Annotated in this window: 16 protein-coding genes; 10 read left to right on the top strand and 6 right to left on the bottom strand. The window is 68.5% G+C overall.

The window, feature by feature from the left end; genetic code table 11:
* Positions 1-175 precede the first annotated feature (175 nt).
* The 9 genes from SMA5143A_RS32600 to SMA5143A_RS32565 all read left to right on the top strand — a co-directional run bounded on the left by SMA5143A_RS32600 (position 176) and on the right by SMA5143A_RS32565 (position 8,899).
* Positions 176-865, top strand: a complete 690-nt coding sequence (locus SMA5143A_RS32600) for a response regulator (protein WP_258193863.1) — start codon at positions 176-178, stop codon at positions 863-865.
* The gene (locus SMA5143A_RS32595) at positions 862-1,758 is read left to right on the top strand and encodes a glutamate ABC transporter substrate-binding protein (protein WP_107466452.1); all 897 of its coding nucleotides are present in this window, start codon (positions 862-864) and stop codon (positions 1,756-1,758) included. Before SMA5143A_RS32600 ends, SMA5143A_RS32595 begins: the two co-directional genes overlap by 4 nt.
* 111 nt (positions 1,759-1,869) lie before the next feature.
* Positions 1,870-2,649: an amino acid ABC transporter ATP-binding protein gene (locus SMA5143A_RS32590; protein WP_107466451.1), complete on the top strand. Its 780-nt coding sequence runs from the start codon at positions 1,870-1,872 to the stop codon at positions 2,647-2,649.
* Positions 2,650-2,752: 103 nt separating this feature from the next.
* Positions 2,753-3,583, top strand: coding sequence for a glutamate ABC transporter substrate-binding protein (locus SMA5143A_RS32585; RefSeq protein WP_107466450.1), 831 nt, complete (start codon positions 2,753-2,755; stop codon positions 3,581-3,583).
* Positions 3,584-3,659: 76 nt separating this feature from the next.
* Positions 3,660-4,328, top strand: a complete 669-nt coding sequence (locus SMA5143A_RS32580) for an amino acid ABC transporter permease (protein ID WP_107466449.1) — start codon at positions 3,660-3,662, stop codon at positions 4,326-4,328.
* Positions 4,325-5,215: an amino acid ABC transporter permease gene (locus SMA5143A_RS32575; protein WP_107466448.1), complete on the top strand. Its 891-nt coding sequence runs from the start codon at positions 4,325-4,327 to the stop codon at positions 5,213-5,215. Before SMA5143A_RS32580 ends, SMA5143A_RS32575 begins: the two co-directional genes overlap by 4 nt.
* 233 nt (positions 5,216-5,448) lie before the next feature.
* Positions 5,449-6,906, top strand: a complete 1,458-nt coding sequence (locus SMA5143A_RS32570; protein ID WP_375136573.1) for an aspartate ammonia-lyase — start codon at positions 5,449-5,451, stop codon at positions 6,904-6,906.
* Between the two features lie 249 nt (positions 6,907-7,155).
* Entirely contained in the window at positions 7,156-7,416 is a 261-nt protein-coding gene (locus SMA5143A_RS42710; RefSeq protein WP_146193986.1) for a hypothetical protein, read from the top strand.
* A 196-nt stretch (positions 7,417-7,612) separates the two neighbouring features.
* Positions 7,613-8,899 carry a helix-turn-helix transcriptional regulator gene (locus SMA5143A_RS32565; RefSeq protein ID WP_181362107.1) on the top strand — a complete coding sequence of 429 codons (1,287 nt, stop codon included), beginning with the start codon at positions 7,613-7,615 and terminating at the stop codon, positions 8,897-8,899.
* 172 nt (positions 8,900-9,071) lie between these two features.
* Here the strand turns inward: SMA5143A_RS32565 and SMA5143A_RS32560 are convergent, their stop codons facing one another.
* Positions 9,072-10,340, bottom strand: coding sequence for a PucR family transcriptional regulator (locus SMA5143A_RS32560; protein WP_107466445.1), 1,269 nt, complete (start codon positions 10,338-10,340; stop codon positions 9,072-9,074).
* Between the two features lie 224 nt (positions 10,341-10,564).
* Between SMA5143A_RS32560 and SMA5143A_RS32555 the strand changes: the two genes are divergently transcribed.
* Positions 10,565-11,647, top strand: coding sequence for a pyridoxal phosphate-dependent aminotransferase (locus SMA5143A_RS32555; protein ID WP_181362106.1), 1,083 nt, complete (start codon positions 10,565-10,567; stop codon positions 11,645-11,647).
* On the opposite strand, the gene SMA5143A_RS32550 is transcribed toward SMA5143A_RS32555, so the two are convergent.
* The 5 genes from SMA5143A_RS32550 to SMA5143A_RS32530 form a co-directional block, all read right to left on the bottom strand.
* Complete coding sequence (locus tag SMA5143A_RS32550; RefSeq protein ID WP_107466443.1) at positions 11,619-12,626, bottom strand: class I SAM-dependent methyltransferase; 1,008 nt, start codon at positions 12,624-12,626, stop codon at positions 11,619-11,621. The two genes, SMA5143A_RS32555 and SMA5143A_RS32550, sit on opposite strands and share 29 nt — an antisense overlap.
* A gap of 58 nt (positions 12,627-12,684) precedes the next feature.
* Entirely contained in the window at positions 12,685-13,881 is a 1,197-nt protein-coding gene (locus SMA5143A_RS32545; RefSeq protein WP_181362105.1) for a cytochrome P450, read from the bottom strand.
* Positions 13,882-14,161: 280 nt separating this feature from the next.
* Entirely contained in the window at positions 14,162-15,190 is a 1,029-nt protein-coding gene (gene dmpG / locus SMA5143A_RS32540; RefSeq protein WP_107466530.1) for a 4-hydroxy-2-oxovalerate aldolase, read from the bottom strand.
* A 68-nt stretch (positions 15,191-15,258) separates the two neighbouring features.
* The gene (locus SMA5143A_RS32535; protein WP_107466441.1) at positions 15,259-16,215 is read right to left on the bottom strand and encodes an acetaldehyde dehydrogenase (acetylating); all 957 of its coding nucleotides are present in this window, start codon (positions 16,213-16,215) and stop codon (positions 15,259-15,261) included.
* The gene (locus SMA5143A_RS32530; protein ID WP_107466529.1) at positions 16,212-17,024 is read right to left on the bottom strand and encodes a 2-keto-4-pentenoate hydratase; all 813 of its coding nucleotides are present in this window, start codon (positions 17,022-17,024) and stop codon (positions 16,212-16,214) included. The genes SMA5143A_RS32535 and SMA5143A_RS32530 overlap by 4 nt, the downstream gene beginning before the upstream one ends.
* Position 17,025 lies beyond the last annotated feature (1 nt).

The following is a 17,025-nucleotide window of genomic DNA, read 5'->3' as shown; positions in this document are numbered from 1 at the left end:
GCGGCTCATCGAGATGCTGCCGCAGTACAAGAGTGGTTGCCGGGAAAAAATAGTAGGTCAAGCGGTTGAAAGAGACATTTGCGATGAGCACAATGCTCAAAATGCCAAGGGGACACCGCGTCGATTGAGAATCTATGGGGTCGTCTGGACGGTCGCCGAAACGAGGAGCGTGGCGATGGCGTCGAAGGAGATAACCCTTCTCATCGTGGACGACGACCCGGTCGTCACCACTACCCTGCGGGCGCAGGTCAACCGGATCCCCGGGTTCAAGGTCGTGGCCATCGCGCACACCGGACGCGAGGCGCTGGCCGCCGCGCGCCGGTTCGCACCGCGCCTGGTCCTCCTTGATCTGCATCTGCCCGACATCTCGGGTTTGGACGTGGCCCATCAGCTTCGGCGGCCCGACTACGCGCCCACGGACGTCATCGTGATCTCCGGCAGGAGGGAGTCCGCCGCCGTACAGGCGGCGATGCAGCGCGGCGCCCTCTACTACCTGATCAAGCCCGCCCGAACAGGCACCGTGGAACAGACCCTCCTCAGATACGCGGCAGCCTCGGAACACCTGTCGGCCGGCGAGGGGATGGTGGAGCAGCGCGCGATCGACCGTGTCTTCCGCTCCCTGCACCTCGACGCGGTCGTCCGGCCCAAGAGCATCTCGGCCGCGACCGAGCGGGTGGTGCTCGACGCTCTGGCCGCCGCGGGACGGGATCTGTCGGCTCACGAGACCGCTGAGGCCGTCGGCATCAGCAGGGCCACCGCCAGGCGGTATCTCGAGTATCTGGCCGACCGGGGAGACGTCGTGACGAGCCTGCGCTACGGGTCGTCGGGGCGGCCGCAGCACCGCTACCGCTTCTGCGATTCATGACCTCCCGCCGCGCGGCACTGGCCGCGCTGAGCTGTCTGGTGCTCGGAGGCTGCGGTCTGCCCGGTCCGGACACCGGGCCACGCTTCCCCGGGGGGTCGGCCATGGCCCGCATCGAGGACCGGGGCACGTTCACCGTCGGCATCAAGTTCGATCACCCGCTCTTCGGGTACAAGGACCCCTCCACCGGCCGGATCACCGGATTCGACGCGGAGATCGCCCGCATGGTGGCGAAGGACCTCACCGGCAGCGAGCGCAACATCCGGTTCATCGAGACCATGCCCCGCAACCGTGAGGACTTCCTGCGCCGCGGGGTCGTCGACATCGTCGTGGCGACGTACTCGATCAGCGAACAGCGCCGCAGACTCGTGGACTTCACCGACCCCTACTACTACTCCCGTCAGGACGTGCTGGTCCGCCGCGACGAACGGGGCATTCACGACCTCGCCGACCTCGCCGGCCGGGACGTGTGCACGGCGGCGGGCTCCACGTCCGCGCAGCGGTTGCGGGGCGAGGTCTCGCACGCCCGTCTGGTCCTCGTCGACACCTACAGCGAGTGCATGTCGGCGCTGGTCGACGGGCGGATCGACGCGATCAGCACGGACGAGTCCATCCTGCTGGGCTTGATGAGCCAGTACCCCGACACGGTCCGGCTCGTCGGCAAGCCGTTCGGAAGGGAGCCCTACGCCATCGGCGTGCGCCGGGGCGACACCGACTTCCGTGACTATCTCAGCGGGCTGATCCAGCGGTACGTGCGCGACGGCCGATGGGACAAGGCATTCCGGGACACCATCGGCGTGATGAACGTGTCCGCGAAGGCGGCCAAGCCGTCCCTTTCCCCTTCTTCACTCTCCCTTTCCCGCTCCTCACTCTCCCTTTCCTCACCCTCCCGCTGAGCAGAAAGCGCACAAGCCCAATGCGGGAGTGCGCTTTTCCTACGGTGACGCCATCGCCGCCGAGAACGGCATCGCGGTCGGCGAATCCGAGGAAGGGAGGAATGTGTTCCCATGACCAAGGTTATGTCCGCGACGCATCAACGGGCGGTGCCGAGCACCGACTTGGTGGTGCTCGACAAGGTCAACAAGCACTACGGGCCCCTGCATGTGCTGAAGGACATCGACCTGTCCGTGCGTCGCGGTGAGGTCGTGGTGCTGATCGGTCCCTCGGGATCCGGCAAGTCCACGCTCTGCCGCGCCATCAACCGGCTGGAGACGATCGACTCCGGCGCCATCACCGTCGACGGCACGCCGTTGCCCACCGAAGGCAGGCAGCTCGCCCGACTGCGCGCCGAAGTGGGCATGGTCTTCCAGGGCTTCAACCTCTTCGCCCACAAGACCGTCCTGGACAACGTCACCCTCGCCCCGGTCAAGGTGCTGAAGCAGAACCGGAGGGCCGCCGAGCAGCGCGCCCACGAACTCCTCGACCGGGTCGGTATCGGCAGCCAGGCCCACAAGTACCCGGCCCAACTGTCCGGAGGACAGCAGCAGCGGGTGGCCATCGCCCGGGCGCTGGCCATGGACCCGAAGGTGATCCTCTTCGACGAGCCGACCTCCGCCCTCGACCCCGAGATGGTCAACGAGGTGCTGGACGTGATGACGGCCCTCGCCCGCGACGGCATGACCATGGTCGTCGTGACGCACGAGATGGGCTTCGCCCGCCGGGCCGCCGATCGCGTGGTGTTCATGGCCGACGGCCAGATCGTCGAGGAGAACACCCCCCACGAGTTCTTCGACAACCCGCGCAGCGAACGCGCCCAGGCGTTCCTCGCCAAGATCCTCACCCACTGACACCCGGACCCGCCCGGCCGTCCGAGCGCCGGGCGCACCCGCACCTCCAGCGCCCCTCCCGCACGTCCAGAACCCCTTCCCGTCTGCCATCGAAGGAATCAGCATGTCCAAGAGACTGATCAGCGTCGCTCTCACCTCCGTGATCGTCGGACTGAGCGTCGGTGCCTGCGCAAACGGCGGCGACGACACCGGATCGTCCGTCGTCGACCGGGCCGCGAAGGACAAGAAGCTCGTCATCGGCGTCAAGGCCGACCAGCCCGGGCTCGGCCTGCGCACCCCTGACGGCTCCTTCACCGGCTTCGACATCGACGTCGCCAAGTACGTCGCCAAGGAACTGGGAGTCGACCAGAAGGACATCACCTTCAAGGAGGCCGTGTCCGCCAACAGGGAGGCGTTCCTCCAGCAGGGTCAGGTCGACATGGTCGTCGCCACCTACTCCATCAACGACGCCCGCAAACAGAAGGTCTCCTTCGCCGGGCCCTACCTGGTCGCCGGCCAGGACCTGCTGGTCCGCGAGGACAACAAGGGCATCACGGGCCCGAAGTCGCTCAACGGCAAGAAGCTGTGTTCCGTCGCGGGCTCGACCTCCGCGCAACTGATCAAGGACAAGTACGCCAAGGACGTGCAGCTCCAGGAGGAACGGACCTACTCCGCCTGTGTGGACCGGGTGCTCACCGGCCAGTTGGACGCGGTCACCACCGACAACTCCATCCTCTACGGCTACGCGGCCCAGCACCCCGGCAAGCTGAAGGTGCTCAACTCGCCCTTCAGCGAGGAGAAGTACGGCATCGGGCTGAAGAAGGACGACAAGAAGGGCCGGGACGCGGTCAACGACGCGCTGGCCAAGATGGTGTCCGACGGCTCCTGGGAGATTGCGCTCAAGTCCAACCTCTCCTCCTCCGGATTCTCCGTCCCGCGCCTCGACCGGTACTGACGACGACGCCGAACGGCGGGCCACCGGGCGGCGCGTGCGACCGCACAGCCCGGTCCCGCCCCGATTGAAGGTACTGATGGACGCACTGTTCACCGAGCGAGCAACGATCCTCGCCGCGTTCTGGATGACCCTGCGGCTCACCGCTGTCAGCGCCCTCGGCTCACTCGTGCTGGGCACCGTGCTGAGCGGAATGCGCGTCTCCCCTCTCCCCGTGCTGCGCACCGCCTCGCAGGTCTATGTGACGGTGGCGCGCAACACCCCGCTCACCCTGGTGCTGTTGTTCACCAGCCTGGGCGTGGGCGCCAATCTGGGCGTGGAGTTCTCCACGCAGATCAGCGTCAACAACTACTGGCTCGCCGTCCTCGGCCTGACCGCGTACACGTCGGCGTTCGTGTGCGAGGCCCTGCGGGCGGGCATCAACACCGTCCCCGTCGGGCAGGCGGAGGCGGCCCGCGCCGTAGGGCTCGGGTTCGGTCAGACCCTGGGCTTCGTCGTTCTGCCCCAGGCGTTCCGGGCGGTGATTCCACCCCTCGGAAGCATTCTGATCGCGCTGACCAAGAACACCACCGTCGCCCTCGTGGCAGGGGTCGCGGAAGCCTCCGTCCGGATGCGGGAGATGATCGAAATCTACGGCGACCAAGTGATCCAGATCTTCCTCGGCTTCGCGGCGGGCTTCGTGGTGCTGTGCCTGCCCACCGGTCTGCTGTTCGGCTGGCTCTCGCGTCGCCTGGCGGTGGCCCGATGAGCGGTCACGCGAATCTGTACGAGGTCCCCGGCCGCCGGGGCGTCATCCGCAACCGGGCGCTGGCGGCCGTGATCACCGCCGCCTTCGTCTGGCTCGGATACGTGGTGTACGCGCGGTTCGACGAGCGTGACCAGTGGGCGGCCGAGAAATGGCGGCCCCTGCTGCGCGCGGACGTCTGGACCACGTTCATCCTCCCGGGCCTGGAAGGCACGCTGAAGGCCGCGGGGCTGGGGATCGTGCTCGCGGGCGCCTTCGGGCTGGTCTTCGCGACCGCCCGGATGTCCGACCACGCCTGGATCCGTGTACCCGCGGCAGCGGTCGTGGAATTCTTCCGGGCCGTCCCTCTCCTGCTGCTCATCTTCTGCGCGTTCTTCGGCTCCTTCGCGCTCACCGGGACGACCATGTCCCCGTTCGCCGCCGTGGTCCTCGGCCTCACCCTCTACAACGGGTCGGTGATCGCGGAGACGCTCCGGGCCGGAGTGAACAGCCTTCCCAAGGGGCAGGCGGAGGCCGCACGGGCGCTCGGCATGCCCAAGGGCCAGATGATGGTGCTCGTTCTGATGCCCCAGGCGATCGTCGCCATGATGCCGGCCATCATCAGCCAGTTCGTCGTCCTGCTGAAGGACTCCGCCCTGGGCTTCATCGTCGGTTACGACGAACTCGTCGACCGGGGCCTCAACGGCATCGCCGCCAACTTCTCCAACGTGATCCCGGCCGCGCTGCTCGTGGCGGCGATATTCATCGCGATCAACACGGCCCTCGACACGTTGGCGCACTGGCTCCAGCAGCGGATCAGCAAAGGCAGAAAGGTGACGCGCGAGCCCGGCAGGGACACGGCCGCACCTCAGCCCGCCGCCCTGGACAACGCCCTCGTCAAACCGCTCTGACACGGGCGAAGACAACGAACCCCCGGGCTGGCCGCAGTCCCACCGCCCGCGCGGGCCTGCGGCCCACCGGAGCACGGGGCCGCGCCGCGCCCCGACTCAGCCACCGCGCCGCAGGACTGACCCGAAGCCGGCGTGACCAGCAGCCGGTGTGACCCGAAGCCTGCGTGACCCGCATCGGGCCCGGCCCGCATCCGGCCCGGCCAGAAGCCGGCCGCAGACTCACGGTGATCACGATGATCCGCCCAGATCAGGAGTACCCCCTCATGGACGACGAGTTCCGCTACGAGCACGACCTCCTCGGCGACCTTCCGGTGCCCCGGTACGCCTACTTCGGCATCCACACCCTCCGGGCCGTGCACAACTTCCCCATCACCGGCACCCGTATCTCCGCCCACCGTGACCTGGTCAACGGGCTGGCGGCCGTCAAGCAGGCCGCGGCGCTGGCCAATCGCGACCTGGGACTCCTGGAGGCCGACAAGGCCGAGGCCATCGTCACCGCCTGCGAGGAGATCCGCTCCGGCAAACTCCACGACCAGTTCGTCGTGGACGTCATGCAGGGCGGCGCGGGCACGTCCACCAACATGAACGCGAACGAGGTCATAGCCAACCGGGCACTCGAACTCCTCGGCCACCGCCGCGGCGACTACCACCACCTGCACCCCCTCGACGACGTGAACGCCGGGCAGAGCACCAACGACGCCTACCCGACGGCGGTCAAGGTGGCCCTCCAGGCCAGCACGCACCGTCTTCAACAGGCCATGGCCACCCTGCGGCAGGCCTTCCGTGCGAAGGCGGACGAGTTCGCCGACGTCGTCAAGACCGGCCGCACCCAGTTGCAGGACGCGGTACCCATGACGCTCGGTCAGGAGTTCGGCGCGTACGCGGTGATGCTGGCCGAGGACGAACAGCGCCTGGCCGAGGCGAGTGCCCTCATCCGGGAGATCAACCTCGGAGGTACGGCCATCGGGACCGGCCTCAACTCCCACCCCCGCTACGCGGCACTGGCTTGCGCACACCTCAGCACCATCACCGGGGAACCCTTGTCCACCGCCGCCGACCTCGTGGAGGCGACCCAGGACGCGGGAGCGTTCGTCCAGCTCTCCGGGGTGCTCAAGCGCATCGCGGTGAAACTCTCCAAGACCTGCAACGACTTGCGTCTGCTGTCCTCGGGGCCCCGCGCCGGCCTCGGCGAGATCAACCTCCCCGCCGTGCAGGCCGGCTCCAGCATCATGCCCGGCAAGGTCAACCCGGTGATTCCCGAGGTCGTCAACCAGATCGCCTTCAAGGCCATCGGCAACGACATCACCATCACGATGGCCGCCGAAGCGGGTCAGCTCCAGCTCAACGCCTTCGAACCGGTCATCGCCCACTGCCTGTTCGAAAGCATCGGCCAGCTGGAGGCCGGATGCCTGACGCTGGCCGACCGCTGCGTGAAGGGCATCACCGCCAACCGCGAGCACCTGCGCGCGGTCGTGCACAACACCATCGGGATCGTCACCGCGCTCACCCCCGTCATCGGCTACGCGAAGGCCAGCGCCGCCGCACAGGAGGCCCTGGACAGAGGCCTGCCGGTGGCCGACGTCGTCCTGGGCCAGGACCTCCTCACCGCCGACGAACTCCAGCGCGTACTACGCCCCGAGACGCTCGCCAGGATCAACGACCGGGAGACACACGCACACACGACGGACTGACCCGGCGCCCTGGACCACGACACCGCCCTGGGCACCCGCAACCGCCAGGTCGCCGGGGCCGCGCTCCGGCCGTGGACGCCCGCACTGCCGTCACCAAGTGTGTCCATGCGACTACATGGCGGCGTTGTGGTGCGCCCCAGGGGGCGGGGGAGCCGCTTCGGGCAGTGAGCGTGGAGGCGACCAGGTGACCAGGCGAAGCAGCATCCGAATCTGCCATGTCCCCCGCCCCTGCGTTCACTCGCCCTGGCCATGGCGACCGCACACGCCGACATCTGGGCATGGGCCTGCTGCGTCATCTGCGCGGCCCACGGCTCCAGCCCCTTCACCGAGGCCGGCACCGGAGCCATCATCCGCCGCATCGTCGACACCGGCCCGGACACCACCGCTCTCGACGCCCTCCACGGGCGCCACCGGCTGGCACACCCTCATGCTGTGACGCGCACCTTGAAGGCGTTCCGCGCCGCTCGGTATGCCGCTGCCCGCCTTGCTGGAGGTGCCGGAGCCGAGTGACATGGTCCACCCTCCGTGCCGTTTCACGGCACGGAGGGCTGCGCGTGGGCATTCCGTCCATTTTCCTGGTGCTGGCCGAGAAACGCGTGTCCTGGCCTCGGACGGTCAGGCGATCCGACCACGATCTTCGAGGGCGCCCATCGGCTCTGGTGGCACTCCGCTGCTTGCGGTGGTCCTCGAGCGAAGGGAATTCCATATGCCGCAGCGCAACCCGTCCTTGAGGGGCCGTGACAGGGAGTTGGCGCACTTCAGGCAGCTCGTGGCCGCAGTCGCGTCCGGCCGGAGCGTGGTGGTGCTGATCGAGGGACCGCCGGGGGTCGGCCGGAGCAGGCTCCTGACCGAATTCGTTCGAGTGGCGACGGAGTGGGGCTTCAGCCTCGGGGGTAGCCAGTTCTGCTCCCGCGATCCCGCGCCGCGGCTTGTCCCGGACGGGGAGCCGACGGGACCGGTGTGCTGTCGGCGGGCTGCTCCGGAGGCGAGGGACCGGGACGGGAGCGACGGCGAAGACCGACTTCCGGTACTCATCCCGCGGGATGACGTGAAGCACGGTGACGAAGCACGGCTGCTCTCATTCTGGTCACCGTTTCTTCCTCACCCGTATCCCGTGCTCTGGATTCTGGCCCGCGACACCGAACTGGCGGTCAGACCGGCCCGTACCTGTTCTCTTCCGCCCGGTTTGGGACGGGTACGAATGGAGCTGGATCCCCTGGACGAGGACGCGGTAGTGGAACTCGTGGCCGACCTCCTCGGCGCTCGGCCGAGTTCCGAACTCCTGGCGACGGCCGCAGGCGCGTGCGGAAATCCGCTGCTTCTTGTCGAGCTGATCAGCGGACTACAGGAGGAAGGCCTGATCGCGGTGGAGGAGGACGGGCAGGCGGTCCTGGTGGCGGCCCGGATTCCCGCGCGCGTCAGGAGGGTGTGCGAGGAATGGGTGAGAAGAGCGGACCTCGCCACCCGCTCGCTGATCTATTCGGCCGCCACCTGTCACACCTTCTTCACCGTCGACGAGGTTTCCGATCTCCTCGGAACAACAGTGGTCCGTGCCCTTCCCCTCTTCGAAGAGGCGGCTGACAAGGGCATTCTCGTCCCCCATGACAACGGGACCTGGTCGTTCCGCATCAGCCTTCTGCGGCAAGTGCTGAGAGAAGCGATGCCCGTTGTTTCCCGCAGTGCCCGCGAAGTGGAGCAAGGCACGGCCGAAGCAGTCCCTCCCCTGTGGGAGTTACTGAACGAGCGGCAGAGGGCGATCGCCTCCCTGGTGCGTCAGGGGCTGACGAACCAGCAGGTGGCCAGTCGTATCGGCATTTCACTGCACACGGTCAGCTACCACCTACGGAACATCTTCTTCCTGCTGGGCATCAGTTCGCGCACGCAGCTTTCCCATGTGCTCGGGGCGGAATCATCGAGCCGGATGACCGGAACCGTACAGATTTCCAGGGTCCGGCAAATGAGCGCCCCCGTTCGTTCCGGTCGCAGGCCCTGACCGTGTTCGCCTCCGGATCTATATTTGGAGCTCCGAGGGCGAAAAGAACGGAGGTGTGATCATGCGTTACCTTCACTGATGGAGGCGCGACAGAGGTGGAGGTCGGCCCGGACACGGGCCGACTTCGTTTCGACCCCGTCCTGCCGGTGAGCCGCGCGGATCACCTCCGTTCTCATAGGTCGGGCAGCGGCCGACGCGGCCACTCAAGCATCCGTGCTCCCCGCAGCGCCGTCTCCAGGGCGAACCTCTGCTCCGGCACATTGACGTCATGGTTCGTGAGGTCCCTGACCCGGACCAGCCGGTAGGTCACGGCGCGCACGCTGAGGTGAAGTGCCCGTGCCGCCTGGGTCGTCATGCACCCCGCCGCGAAATAGGCCTCCAGGGTGTCCAGCAGCGGCCCCGGGCCGTGGTGCGCACTGGTGAGTGGGAGGAGTACGGCACGGACGAGCTCCGCCATCGCCGCCCGATCGCGGCCGAGCACCCGGCGAAGGAGCAGTTCGGAGTCGTCGGGACCGAGGCATTCGACGTCGGTGCGCCGTGCGATCTCGAGTGCTTCGCGCGCCTCTTCGTAGGAGGCACGGATGCCGTGTACGCCGGGCCTCGGGCGGCCGATCCCGATCCGCCAGGAGGTCTGCCGCGACGGCCGTGCCTTCAGCGCCTCGGTGACCGCGTCGCGAAGGGCCTTCGCGCTGGTCGCCGGCTCCGCCGAGGCCATCGCCACCAGGGCCACGATGTTGTCCGCGTACCGTCCCACGACGACGCCGCCGGAGGTGAACCGCGTGCGCAGTGAGTGTTCCAGTGAGGGGAGTTCGGGCCACGCCGCGGCACGTAACGGTTTGTCAGGGGAGAGGGCGACCACCGCGTGGCCGGCTCCGAGTTGGAGACCCAGGCGTTCGCCGTGTTCCAGCAGGTCGGGGTAGGTGGCCCGGCAGGCGAGCAGTTCGTCGAGGAAGCGATCGCCTCGCCGGAGGTCCTGTTCCGTGGCTCTCCGGGCGGCTGCCGCGTGCCCGGACAGAATCGATGAGAGCGCTACTTCGGAGGCAGCCCTCATCACATCACGGTGGGGTGCGGCGCCCGCCTTCCTGGACGACAGGGCGCGGACGCCGAGCTTCCGTTCGAGTTCGGGGAGTCTTTCCCAGAGGCGATACGTTTCCGCACTGCACTGGATGAAGATCGTTTGCAGCGGTACCGCATGGTCGGCCGCCTTCATCGCCAAGGAACGGCAGGTTTCCAGCTCGCGCCGGGACGGCATCTCGCGCCGGGTCGCCGCCTTCGACAGGACGGTGGCGTAGCGCACGACCAGTCGCTTCAGAACGTCCTCTGAGGCAAGGGGCGGGTCAAGCGCCGGTGGTTGGTTCCTCAGGCGGCCGGCCAACGATTGGACCACCGATGTCATGGATTCCTGCTGAAGGTGGCTCACAGTGTGCTCCTCGGAATACATGTTCTGTACGAAGAAGCTACCAACGAGCTCTGGAAATAAGGCTGCAAGAACAGGTGGTTTGAGCTACAGGGATCGACTGTTCGTGTGGCGGCTCCACTTTTAGCAGGTTGACTTCCTGATTGAATGGGTGGGAGTCACGGCCGACATGGTGAGTGATGTTTGGAGGTCACATCGTGAGCGCCCTCGAAGTCAACCGGCATGTGCGGGATTCGGCGTCCTGGTCGATGGCCGACCCGCTCGGGGTCGACCGGCGCAGCTGCCTGAGGCTGGACCGCAACGAAAGTACTCGACCGGTCTCCGGGACGGTCGCCGCCGCCCTTTCCGCACATCTTTCCGGAGCGGGTTTCCACTGGTACCCGTCGGACGAGCGCCTTACCGCGAGGATAGCCGAGTACTGCGGGGTGCCGGCCCAGTCCGTGTTGGTGACGAACGGCTCCGACCAGGCCATCGACATCACACTTCGTACGTTCTTGCAGCCGGGCAGCAGAATGCTGGTGGCGACACCCGAGTTCATTCCCTTCCGACGGGTCGCCGGATTGCTGGGCGCGCAGGTCGAGGGAGTTCCGTACGAGCCGGACTTCACCTTTCCGTACGTGGGATTCCGAGCAGCCGCCCGGCGGAGACCCGAAGTCATCGTGTTCATCAACCCGAACAACCCGACCGGAACGCTGGTGGACCCGGAGTTCGTTCGGGAGATCCTCGTCGAGTACCCGGACGTTCCGGTGATCGTCGACGAAGCATATTATGAATTCACTGGGGTGACCGTCGCGCCATGGGTGAATCGGTACCGCAACCTGATCGTTTTCCGGACCTTCTCCAAGGCGTTCGCCATGGCTGGCCTCCGGCTCGGGTACGCCGTCGCCGACCCCGCGGTTCTCGAGCAGATCCGCAAGCTGCGCAACCCGTTCGACGTCAATGAGCCGGCGATCGTCGCCGGTGAGGCCCAGCTGTCCGCCATGGACGAAGTCGACGGCCATACCGAGGAGATCATGTCGAAGGTGAAGCCGATGGTTCTGGAATTCTTCCGCGACCTCGACGTCCCGGTCGTCCCCGGATCCGCCAACTTCCTGCTGGTGCGGCCCGAGGACGGCGCGGGCACCGTCCGGCTGCTCCGGGAGTCCCGGGTGCTGGTCCAGCCGTTGCACGGCCCGTTGGTCGAGGGCATGTTCCGACTGACAGTGGGACAGCGGCAGGAGATGGAGGAATTCGCCCGCGTCTTCACGCATGTCCACCGGGAGACCGGTGGTCGGACGGGGCCGCGTACCCCGTCCGGCCCGGTCACCCGCGCGGAACCAGATGGAACATGAAGCTGTTCGCCGGTGTCCCGATGAGATGCCGGTCGAGGCAGTGCCAGCCCGACTCCTCGAAGACGGCGTCCCACTCGTCCAGGGTGGGCAGGTAGACGCCCATCACCGCATGGGCCGTCTCGAATCCGAGGCTGAAGATCGGCATGTCCTGGTCGGAGAACGCCGTCGTACGCGCGGTGTCCGCGAGCAGGAAATGCCGGACGTCGGGGAAGACCTCGCGGATACGCCGGAACGAGGCGACACACGCGTCCCTCGGCCAGAAGTCATGGGCCATCATGAACGAGGTGACCAGATCGACCCCGGCGAACTCGGGTCGCTCCTCCAACGCGGTCACGTCCGACCTGGCCAGGGTGACCCTGTCCGCCACTCCGGCCTTGTCCACCTCGTTCTGGGCGAGTCGCAGGACGTCCGCCGAGACGTCGATGCCGACGCCGCGGACACCGGGCCGGTCCCGGGTGATGTCGATCAGGCGCTCACCGCTCCCACATCCGAGGTCCGCGATCGCGGAGAACTCCAGCGACGCGATCACCGGTTTGAACGCCGGATCGAAGAAGACCTTGTTGTTCTGCCGGCAGGCGACGCCGATGGCGGCCCCGTCGCGCCGGTAGAAGTCTCCTGAGCGGTTCTCCGCACGGAGCAGACGGGGCAACTGCCCGAAGAGCTCGCCGCATCCGGCGGTGAGCCAGTAGAAGAACCCCTTGGTGCGGTCGGCCTCGGCGAAGTTGGGGCCGGGCGTCACCTGGTCACCCTCGCGGCGCACCACATCGGCGGCGGACAGCGCGGTGAGAACCGCCCGCGTGGCGTCGGCGTCGAGGCCGTGCCGGGAGGCGAAGTCGGCGGCGTCCAACCGCTCGGCCTCCCGCAGTTCGTCGAACACGCCCACGTCCCAGGCGGCACTGATGGCCGCCGCGGCGATCGCGGAGTTGAAGATCTGGGCACACGCCCGCTCGGGGTCGTGAGGCGCCGGGGCTGCCGTCATGTCGTGGGCCTCTCCTCGTTCGGATGCTGAAGGACGTGCTGGATGCCGTGGCGAACGGTCAGTTCACCGCCACCGGAAGGCTGCGAAGGCCGCGTAGCGTGGCATTGGGGCGAGGCACCGCGGGGCCGCTGCGGCGCAGCGACGGCAGGTGACGGACCACCGCCGACATCACCGCGGAGGCCTCGGCCCGGCCGATCACGGACCCCAGACAGGAATGCGACCCACGGCCGAAGCCCAGGTGCGGATTGGGGTCCCGGTCGACGCGGATCGCATCCGGGTCGGAGAACTGCGCGGGATCCCGGTTCGCCGCGCCGATGAGTGCCACGACGATCTCACCGCGGCGTACGGTCTTCCCACCGATCGAGGTGTCCTCGGTGCAGGCCCGGCTCAGGGCCTGCACCGGACCGCTGAAACGGATCAGTTCCTCGATCGCCGGTCCCGTCGGGGCGCCCTCCCGCAGCGCGGCGAACGCGTCGGGGTGGTCCAGAAGCGCGGCGATCGCGTTGGACAGGAACCGGCTGGGTACCTCGAAGCCGGCGTGGAAGAAGGCCCGGACCGAGTTCACCAGCACATCCCGGGAGACCCCTCCTTCCGCTTCGTGCTCGACCAGATGGGCGATGACACCGTGCTTCGGCGGGTGCGCGAGCCACGACTCCACCAGTGCGTTGAACCGTTCGCGCGCCCGGATACCCGCGGCTTCCGCGTCGGGGTCGAGACCGGAGTCCATGCTGCGGTCGAGATCCGCGTTGAGCCGATGGAACGTGTCGTCCTCCGCGGGTCCGGGAACCCCGAGCAACGAGGTCATGGCGGTCAGCGTGAACGAGTCGGTGAAGTCCCGGACGAAGTCGAACTCGCCCCGCCCGGCCAGTGCGGCCAGGTCGGCTTCCGCCCGTGCCAGGAGCTCGGCCGTGAGCGCGTCGACGTCCAGGGAACGCAGGGCGCCGAGGCCGAGGTGGCGCAGCGGCGTGTGCGCCGGCGGGTCGAGGGTCTGGAGACTGAGCAGGGTCTCGGGCGTGGGAATCCCCACCCGGCGGAAGTCCGCCGCGAACCGTTCGGAGTCACGCAGCACCGCCTGGCAGTCCGTGAACCGGGTCAGCAGCCAGGCCCCCAGCTGCTGGTGCCAGTACACCGGAGCCTGCTCCCGGAGCCGGCGGTACACGGGGTACGGGTCGGCGATCATCTCGGCGGAGAGCGGATTGAAGAACTCGTCCTCCAGAGACTGCTCGGAGGCTGCCAGAACAGAGGCATCGGCCATGAAGGGTCCTTTCCGGGGAACCTGGTGGCGGGAGACCGACCCGTGCCTCGGCGCAACGCCGGTGGTGTGGCACGCGGAGTGGCGGCAACAGAAGGGGACGGGCCGCCGTGGCCCCATGAACAGGCTAGGGAACCAGGCGACACGCGGGCAGTTGCCGCCGCCGGACGAACAGCGGCACCGGGATTGCCGCTCACTGGCAGACACGCAGAGTGATCCGTCGGAGTGCCCGGCATTCCCGTCGTCGCGGTCGCCGACCGGTGGCCCCCGCCGGCGCGCGCCGTCAGTGGCGGGCGGTCGTACCCCCGGCCGACGCCAGATCGAGCGCGATGTCCACGATCATGTCCTCCTGGCCGCCGACGAGGCCCCGACGGCCGACCTCCAGCAGGAGCGTGCGGGCGTCGACCCCGTAGCGGGTGGCGGCGACCTCCGCGTGCCGCAGGAACGACGAGTACACGCCCGCGTAGCCGAGCGTCAGCGTCTCGCGGTCGACCGTCACGGGGCGGTCGCGCAACGGCCGGACCAGGTCGTCCGCCGCGTCCTGCAGGGCGAACAGATCGCAGCCGTGCTTCCAGCCCTGTAGGTTCGCCACGGCGACGAACGCCTCGATCGGGCAGTTTCCCGCCCCCGCGCCCTGACCGGCGAGGGAGGCGTCCACCCGGGTGACGCCCTCCTCCACGGCGACGACGCTGTTGGCGACGGACAGGGACAGGTTCTCGTGCGCGTGCACACCGATCTCGGTGGCCGCGTCCAGTACGTCGCGGTAGGCGCGGACGCGCTCGCGCATCCCGTCCAGGGTGAGCCGGCCACCCGAGTCCGTGACGTACACGCACGTGGCGCCGTAGGACTCCATCAGCCGGGCCTGCGCGGCCAGTTCGGCGGCCGGGGCCATATGGCTCATCATCAGGAACCCGGCGACGTCCATCCCCAGCTCGCGGGCCTTGGCGATGTGCTGGGCGGCGATGTCGGCCTCGGTGCAGTGGGTCGCCACGCGCACCGAGCGGACACCCAGCGCGTACGCACGCTCCAGTTCCGCGATGGTGCCGATGCCGGGCAGGAGGAGCGTGGTGAGGACCGCGGTGCGGATGTTGTCGGCCGCGGCCTCGATCCACTCCCAGTCGGTGTGGCTGCCGGGGCCGTAGTTCAGCGAGCCGCCCGCCAGGCCGTCGCCATGGGCGACCTCGATGGCGTCGACCCCGGCCGCGTCGAGCGCGGCCGTGATACGGCCCACGTCGGCAGGGTCGATACGGTGCCGGATGGCGTGCATGCCGTCCCGCAGCGTGACGTCCTGGATGTACAGCTTCCGGTCCACGAGGGGCGTCGCGTCCTCGGCGACCGGCGCTCCGCCGGCCGGCGTTCCGCTGGTCGTCGCTTCGCTCGTCATCGGGTTGCCTCCGTGAGGGCCGTGGTGCGCTCGGCGATCGACTCGGCGACCCGCAGAGCGGCCGACGTCATGATGTCCAGGTTCCCGGCGTACGCGGGCAGATAGTGGGCGGCGCCCTCCACTTCGAGGAACACGGACACCTTGGTGCTGACCGGGCCCGCCCCGTCCGGCACCAGGGTGTGCACGGGTTCACCCGCGGGGACCGGAGTGAACTGCACCTCCTGCTTGAGGCGGTAGCCGGGCACGTACCGCGCGACCCGCTCGGCCATGGCCGCCACCGAGGCGCGTACGGCGTCGTGGTCGACGTCGCCGGTCAGGCAGAACACGGTGTCCCGCATGATCAGCGGTGGCTCCGCCGGGTTCAGGATGATGACCGCCTTGCCGCGGGCGGCGCCGCCGACGGACTCGATGGCCTGGGAGGTCGTCTCGGTGAACTCGTCGATGTTGGCGCGGGTGCCCGGCCCCGCCGACCTGGAGGCGATGGAGGCCACGATCTCCGCGTAGTGGACGGGGGTCACCGCGGAGACGGCCGCGACCATCGGAATCGTTGCCTGACCGCCGCAGGTGACCATGTTGAGGTTGTCGGCCCCCAGCTCCAGGTGCGCGTCCAGGTTGACCGGTGGGACCACGAACGGACCGATCGCCGCAGGGGTGAGGTCGATGAGCCGCTTCCCGTACGGGGCGAGCTTCGCGGCGTTCGCGAGGTGGGCCTTGGCGGAGGTCGCGTCGAAGACGACGCCGATCTCGTCGAAGTGGGGGAGCGCGATCAGACCGTCGACGCCCTCGTGCGTGGTCGGGATGCCGAGCCGTGCGGCGCGGGCGAGACCGTCGGAGGCCGGGTCGATGCCGACCATGGCACCCATCTCCAGGGTGTCCGACAGGCGCAGTACCTTGATCATCAGGTCGGTGCCGATGTTGCCCGACCCGATGATGGCGACCTTCGTCTTCGTCATGCGTCTCTCTTCTCGGAGAATACGGCGGTGACCTCGCCCAGCGAGCTGATCTCGGCCCGGATCCGGGTGCCGGGCGGGGCCGGGACCATGGGGCCCAGCGCGCCCGACAGAACGACCTGGCCGGCGCGCAGGGGATCCCCGAACTCCAGCGCCGTACGGGCCAGCCAGGCAAGGGCGTTGAGCGGGTCGCCCAGGCAGGCGGCGCCGCTCCCCTCGGAGACCGGCACATCGTCCGCGTACAGCCGCATGGTGGTGTCGCGCGGCTCGAACTCGTCGAGGCCGAGCCGGCGGTCCGCGAGGACGAACAGTCCGCTGGAGGCGTTGTCCGCGACCGTGTCGGTGAGGCGGATGTCCCAGGAGGCGATACGGCTGTCCACGATCTCCAGCGCGGCGACCGCGTAGTCGACCGCGGACCGCACACGGGCCGCGTCCATGTCCCCGTCGGTCAGGTCCTCCTTGAGCACGAAGGCGATCTCGGCCTCGGCCTTGGGCTGGAGCAGCCGCTCGGAGGGCACCTCGGCCTCGGCCGACACGTCCATGTCGTCGAAGAGCACCCCGAAGTCGGGCTGGTCGACGCCCAGTTGCCGCTGGACGGCGGGCGAGGTCAGCCCGATCTTCCGGCCCACCACGACCGCCCCGCCGTCCAGTCGCCGACGGGTCAGCTCCCGCTGCACGGCGTAGGCGGCGGCCAGGTCGTGCTCGCCGATCAGATCCCGGACGGGGGCGACGGGACGGCCCTCGTCGAGGGCGGCGGTGAGCCGGGCGACGGCCTGTGCCACGACGTCCGTACCTGCCTGTGCGTGTGTCATG

It is taken from the genome of Streptomyces sp. MA5143a, assembly GCF_900290235.1.
GTDB lineage: Bacteria > Actinomycetota > Actinomycetes > Streptomycetales > Streptomycetaceae > Streptomyces.
The sequence above is the reverse complement of the archived record's forward strand: the minus strand, read 5'-3'. Positions and strand labels throughout refer to the sequence as shown.

Excerpts from the sequence above, each read along its gene's own strand:
- SMA5143A_RS32600 (WP_258193863.1), top strand. The coding sequence starts at position 176 with ATGGCGTCGAAGGAGATAACCCTTCTCATCGTGGACGACGACCCGGTC.
- SMA5143A_RS32595 (WP_107466452.1), top strand. The coding sequence starts at position 862 with ATGACCTCCCGCCGCGCGGCACTGGCCGCGCTGAGCTGTCTGGTGCTC.
- SMA5143A_RS32590 (WP_107466451.1), top strand. The coding sequence starts at position 1,870 with ATGACCAAGGTTATGTCCGCGACGCATCAACGGGCGGTGCCGAGCACC.
- SMA5143A_RS32585 (WP_107466450.1), top strand. The coding sequence starts at position 2,753 with ATGTCCAAGAGACTGATCAGCGTCGCTCTCACCTCCGTGATCGTCGGA.
- SMA5143A_RS32580 (WP_107466449.1), top strand. The coding sequence starts at position 3,660 with ATGGACGCACTGTTCACCGAGCGAGCAACGATCCTCGCCGCGTTCTGG.
- SMA5143A_RS32575 (WP_107466448.1), top strand. The coding sequence starts at position 4,325 with ATGAGCGGTCACGCGAATCTGTACGAGGTCCCCGGCCGCCGGGGCGTC.
- SMA5143A_RS32570 (WP_375136573.1), top strand. The coding sequence starts at position 5,449 with ATGATCCGCCCAGATCAGGAGTACCCCCTCATGGACGACGAGTTCCGC.
- SMA5143A_RS42710 (WP_146193986.1), top strand. The coding sequence starts at position 7,156 with ATGGCGACCGCACACGCCGACATCTGGGCATGGGCCTGCTGCGTCATC.
- SMA5143A_RS32565 (WP_181362107.1), top strand. The coding sequence starts at position 7,613 with ATGCCGCAGCGCAACCCGTCCTTGAGGGGCCGTGACAGGGAGTTGGCG.
- SMA5143A_RS32560 (WP_107466445.1), bottom strand. The coding sequence starts at position 10,340 with ATGTATTCCGAGGAGCACACTGTGAGCCACCTTCAGCAGGAATCCATG.
- SMA5143A_RS32555 (WP_181362106.1), top strand. The coding sequence starts at position 10,565 with ATGGCCGACCCGCTCGGGGTCGACCGGCGCAGCTGCCTGAGGCTGGAC.
- SMA5143A_RS32550 (WP_107466443.1), bottom strand. The coding sequence starts at position 12,626 with ATGACGGCAGCCCCGGCGCCTCACGACCCCGAGCGGGCGTGTGCCCAG.
- SMA5143A_RS32545 (WP_181362105.1), bottom strand. The coding sequence starts at position 13,881 with ATGGCCGATGCCTCTGTTCTGGCAGCCTCCGAGCAGTCTCTGGAGGAC.
- SMA5143A_RS32535 (WP_107466441.1), bottom strand. The coding sequence starts at position 16,215 with ATGACGAAGACGAAGGTCGCCATCATCGGGTCGGGCAACATCGGCACC.
- SMA5143A_RS32530 (WP_107466529.1), bottom strand. The coding sequence starts at position 17,024 with ATGACACACGCACAGGCAGGTACGGACGTCGTGGCACAGGCCGTCGCC.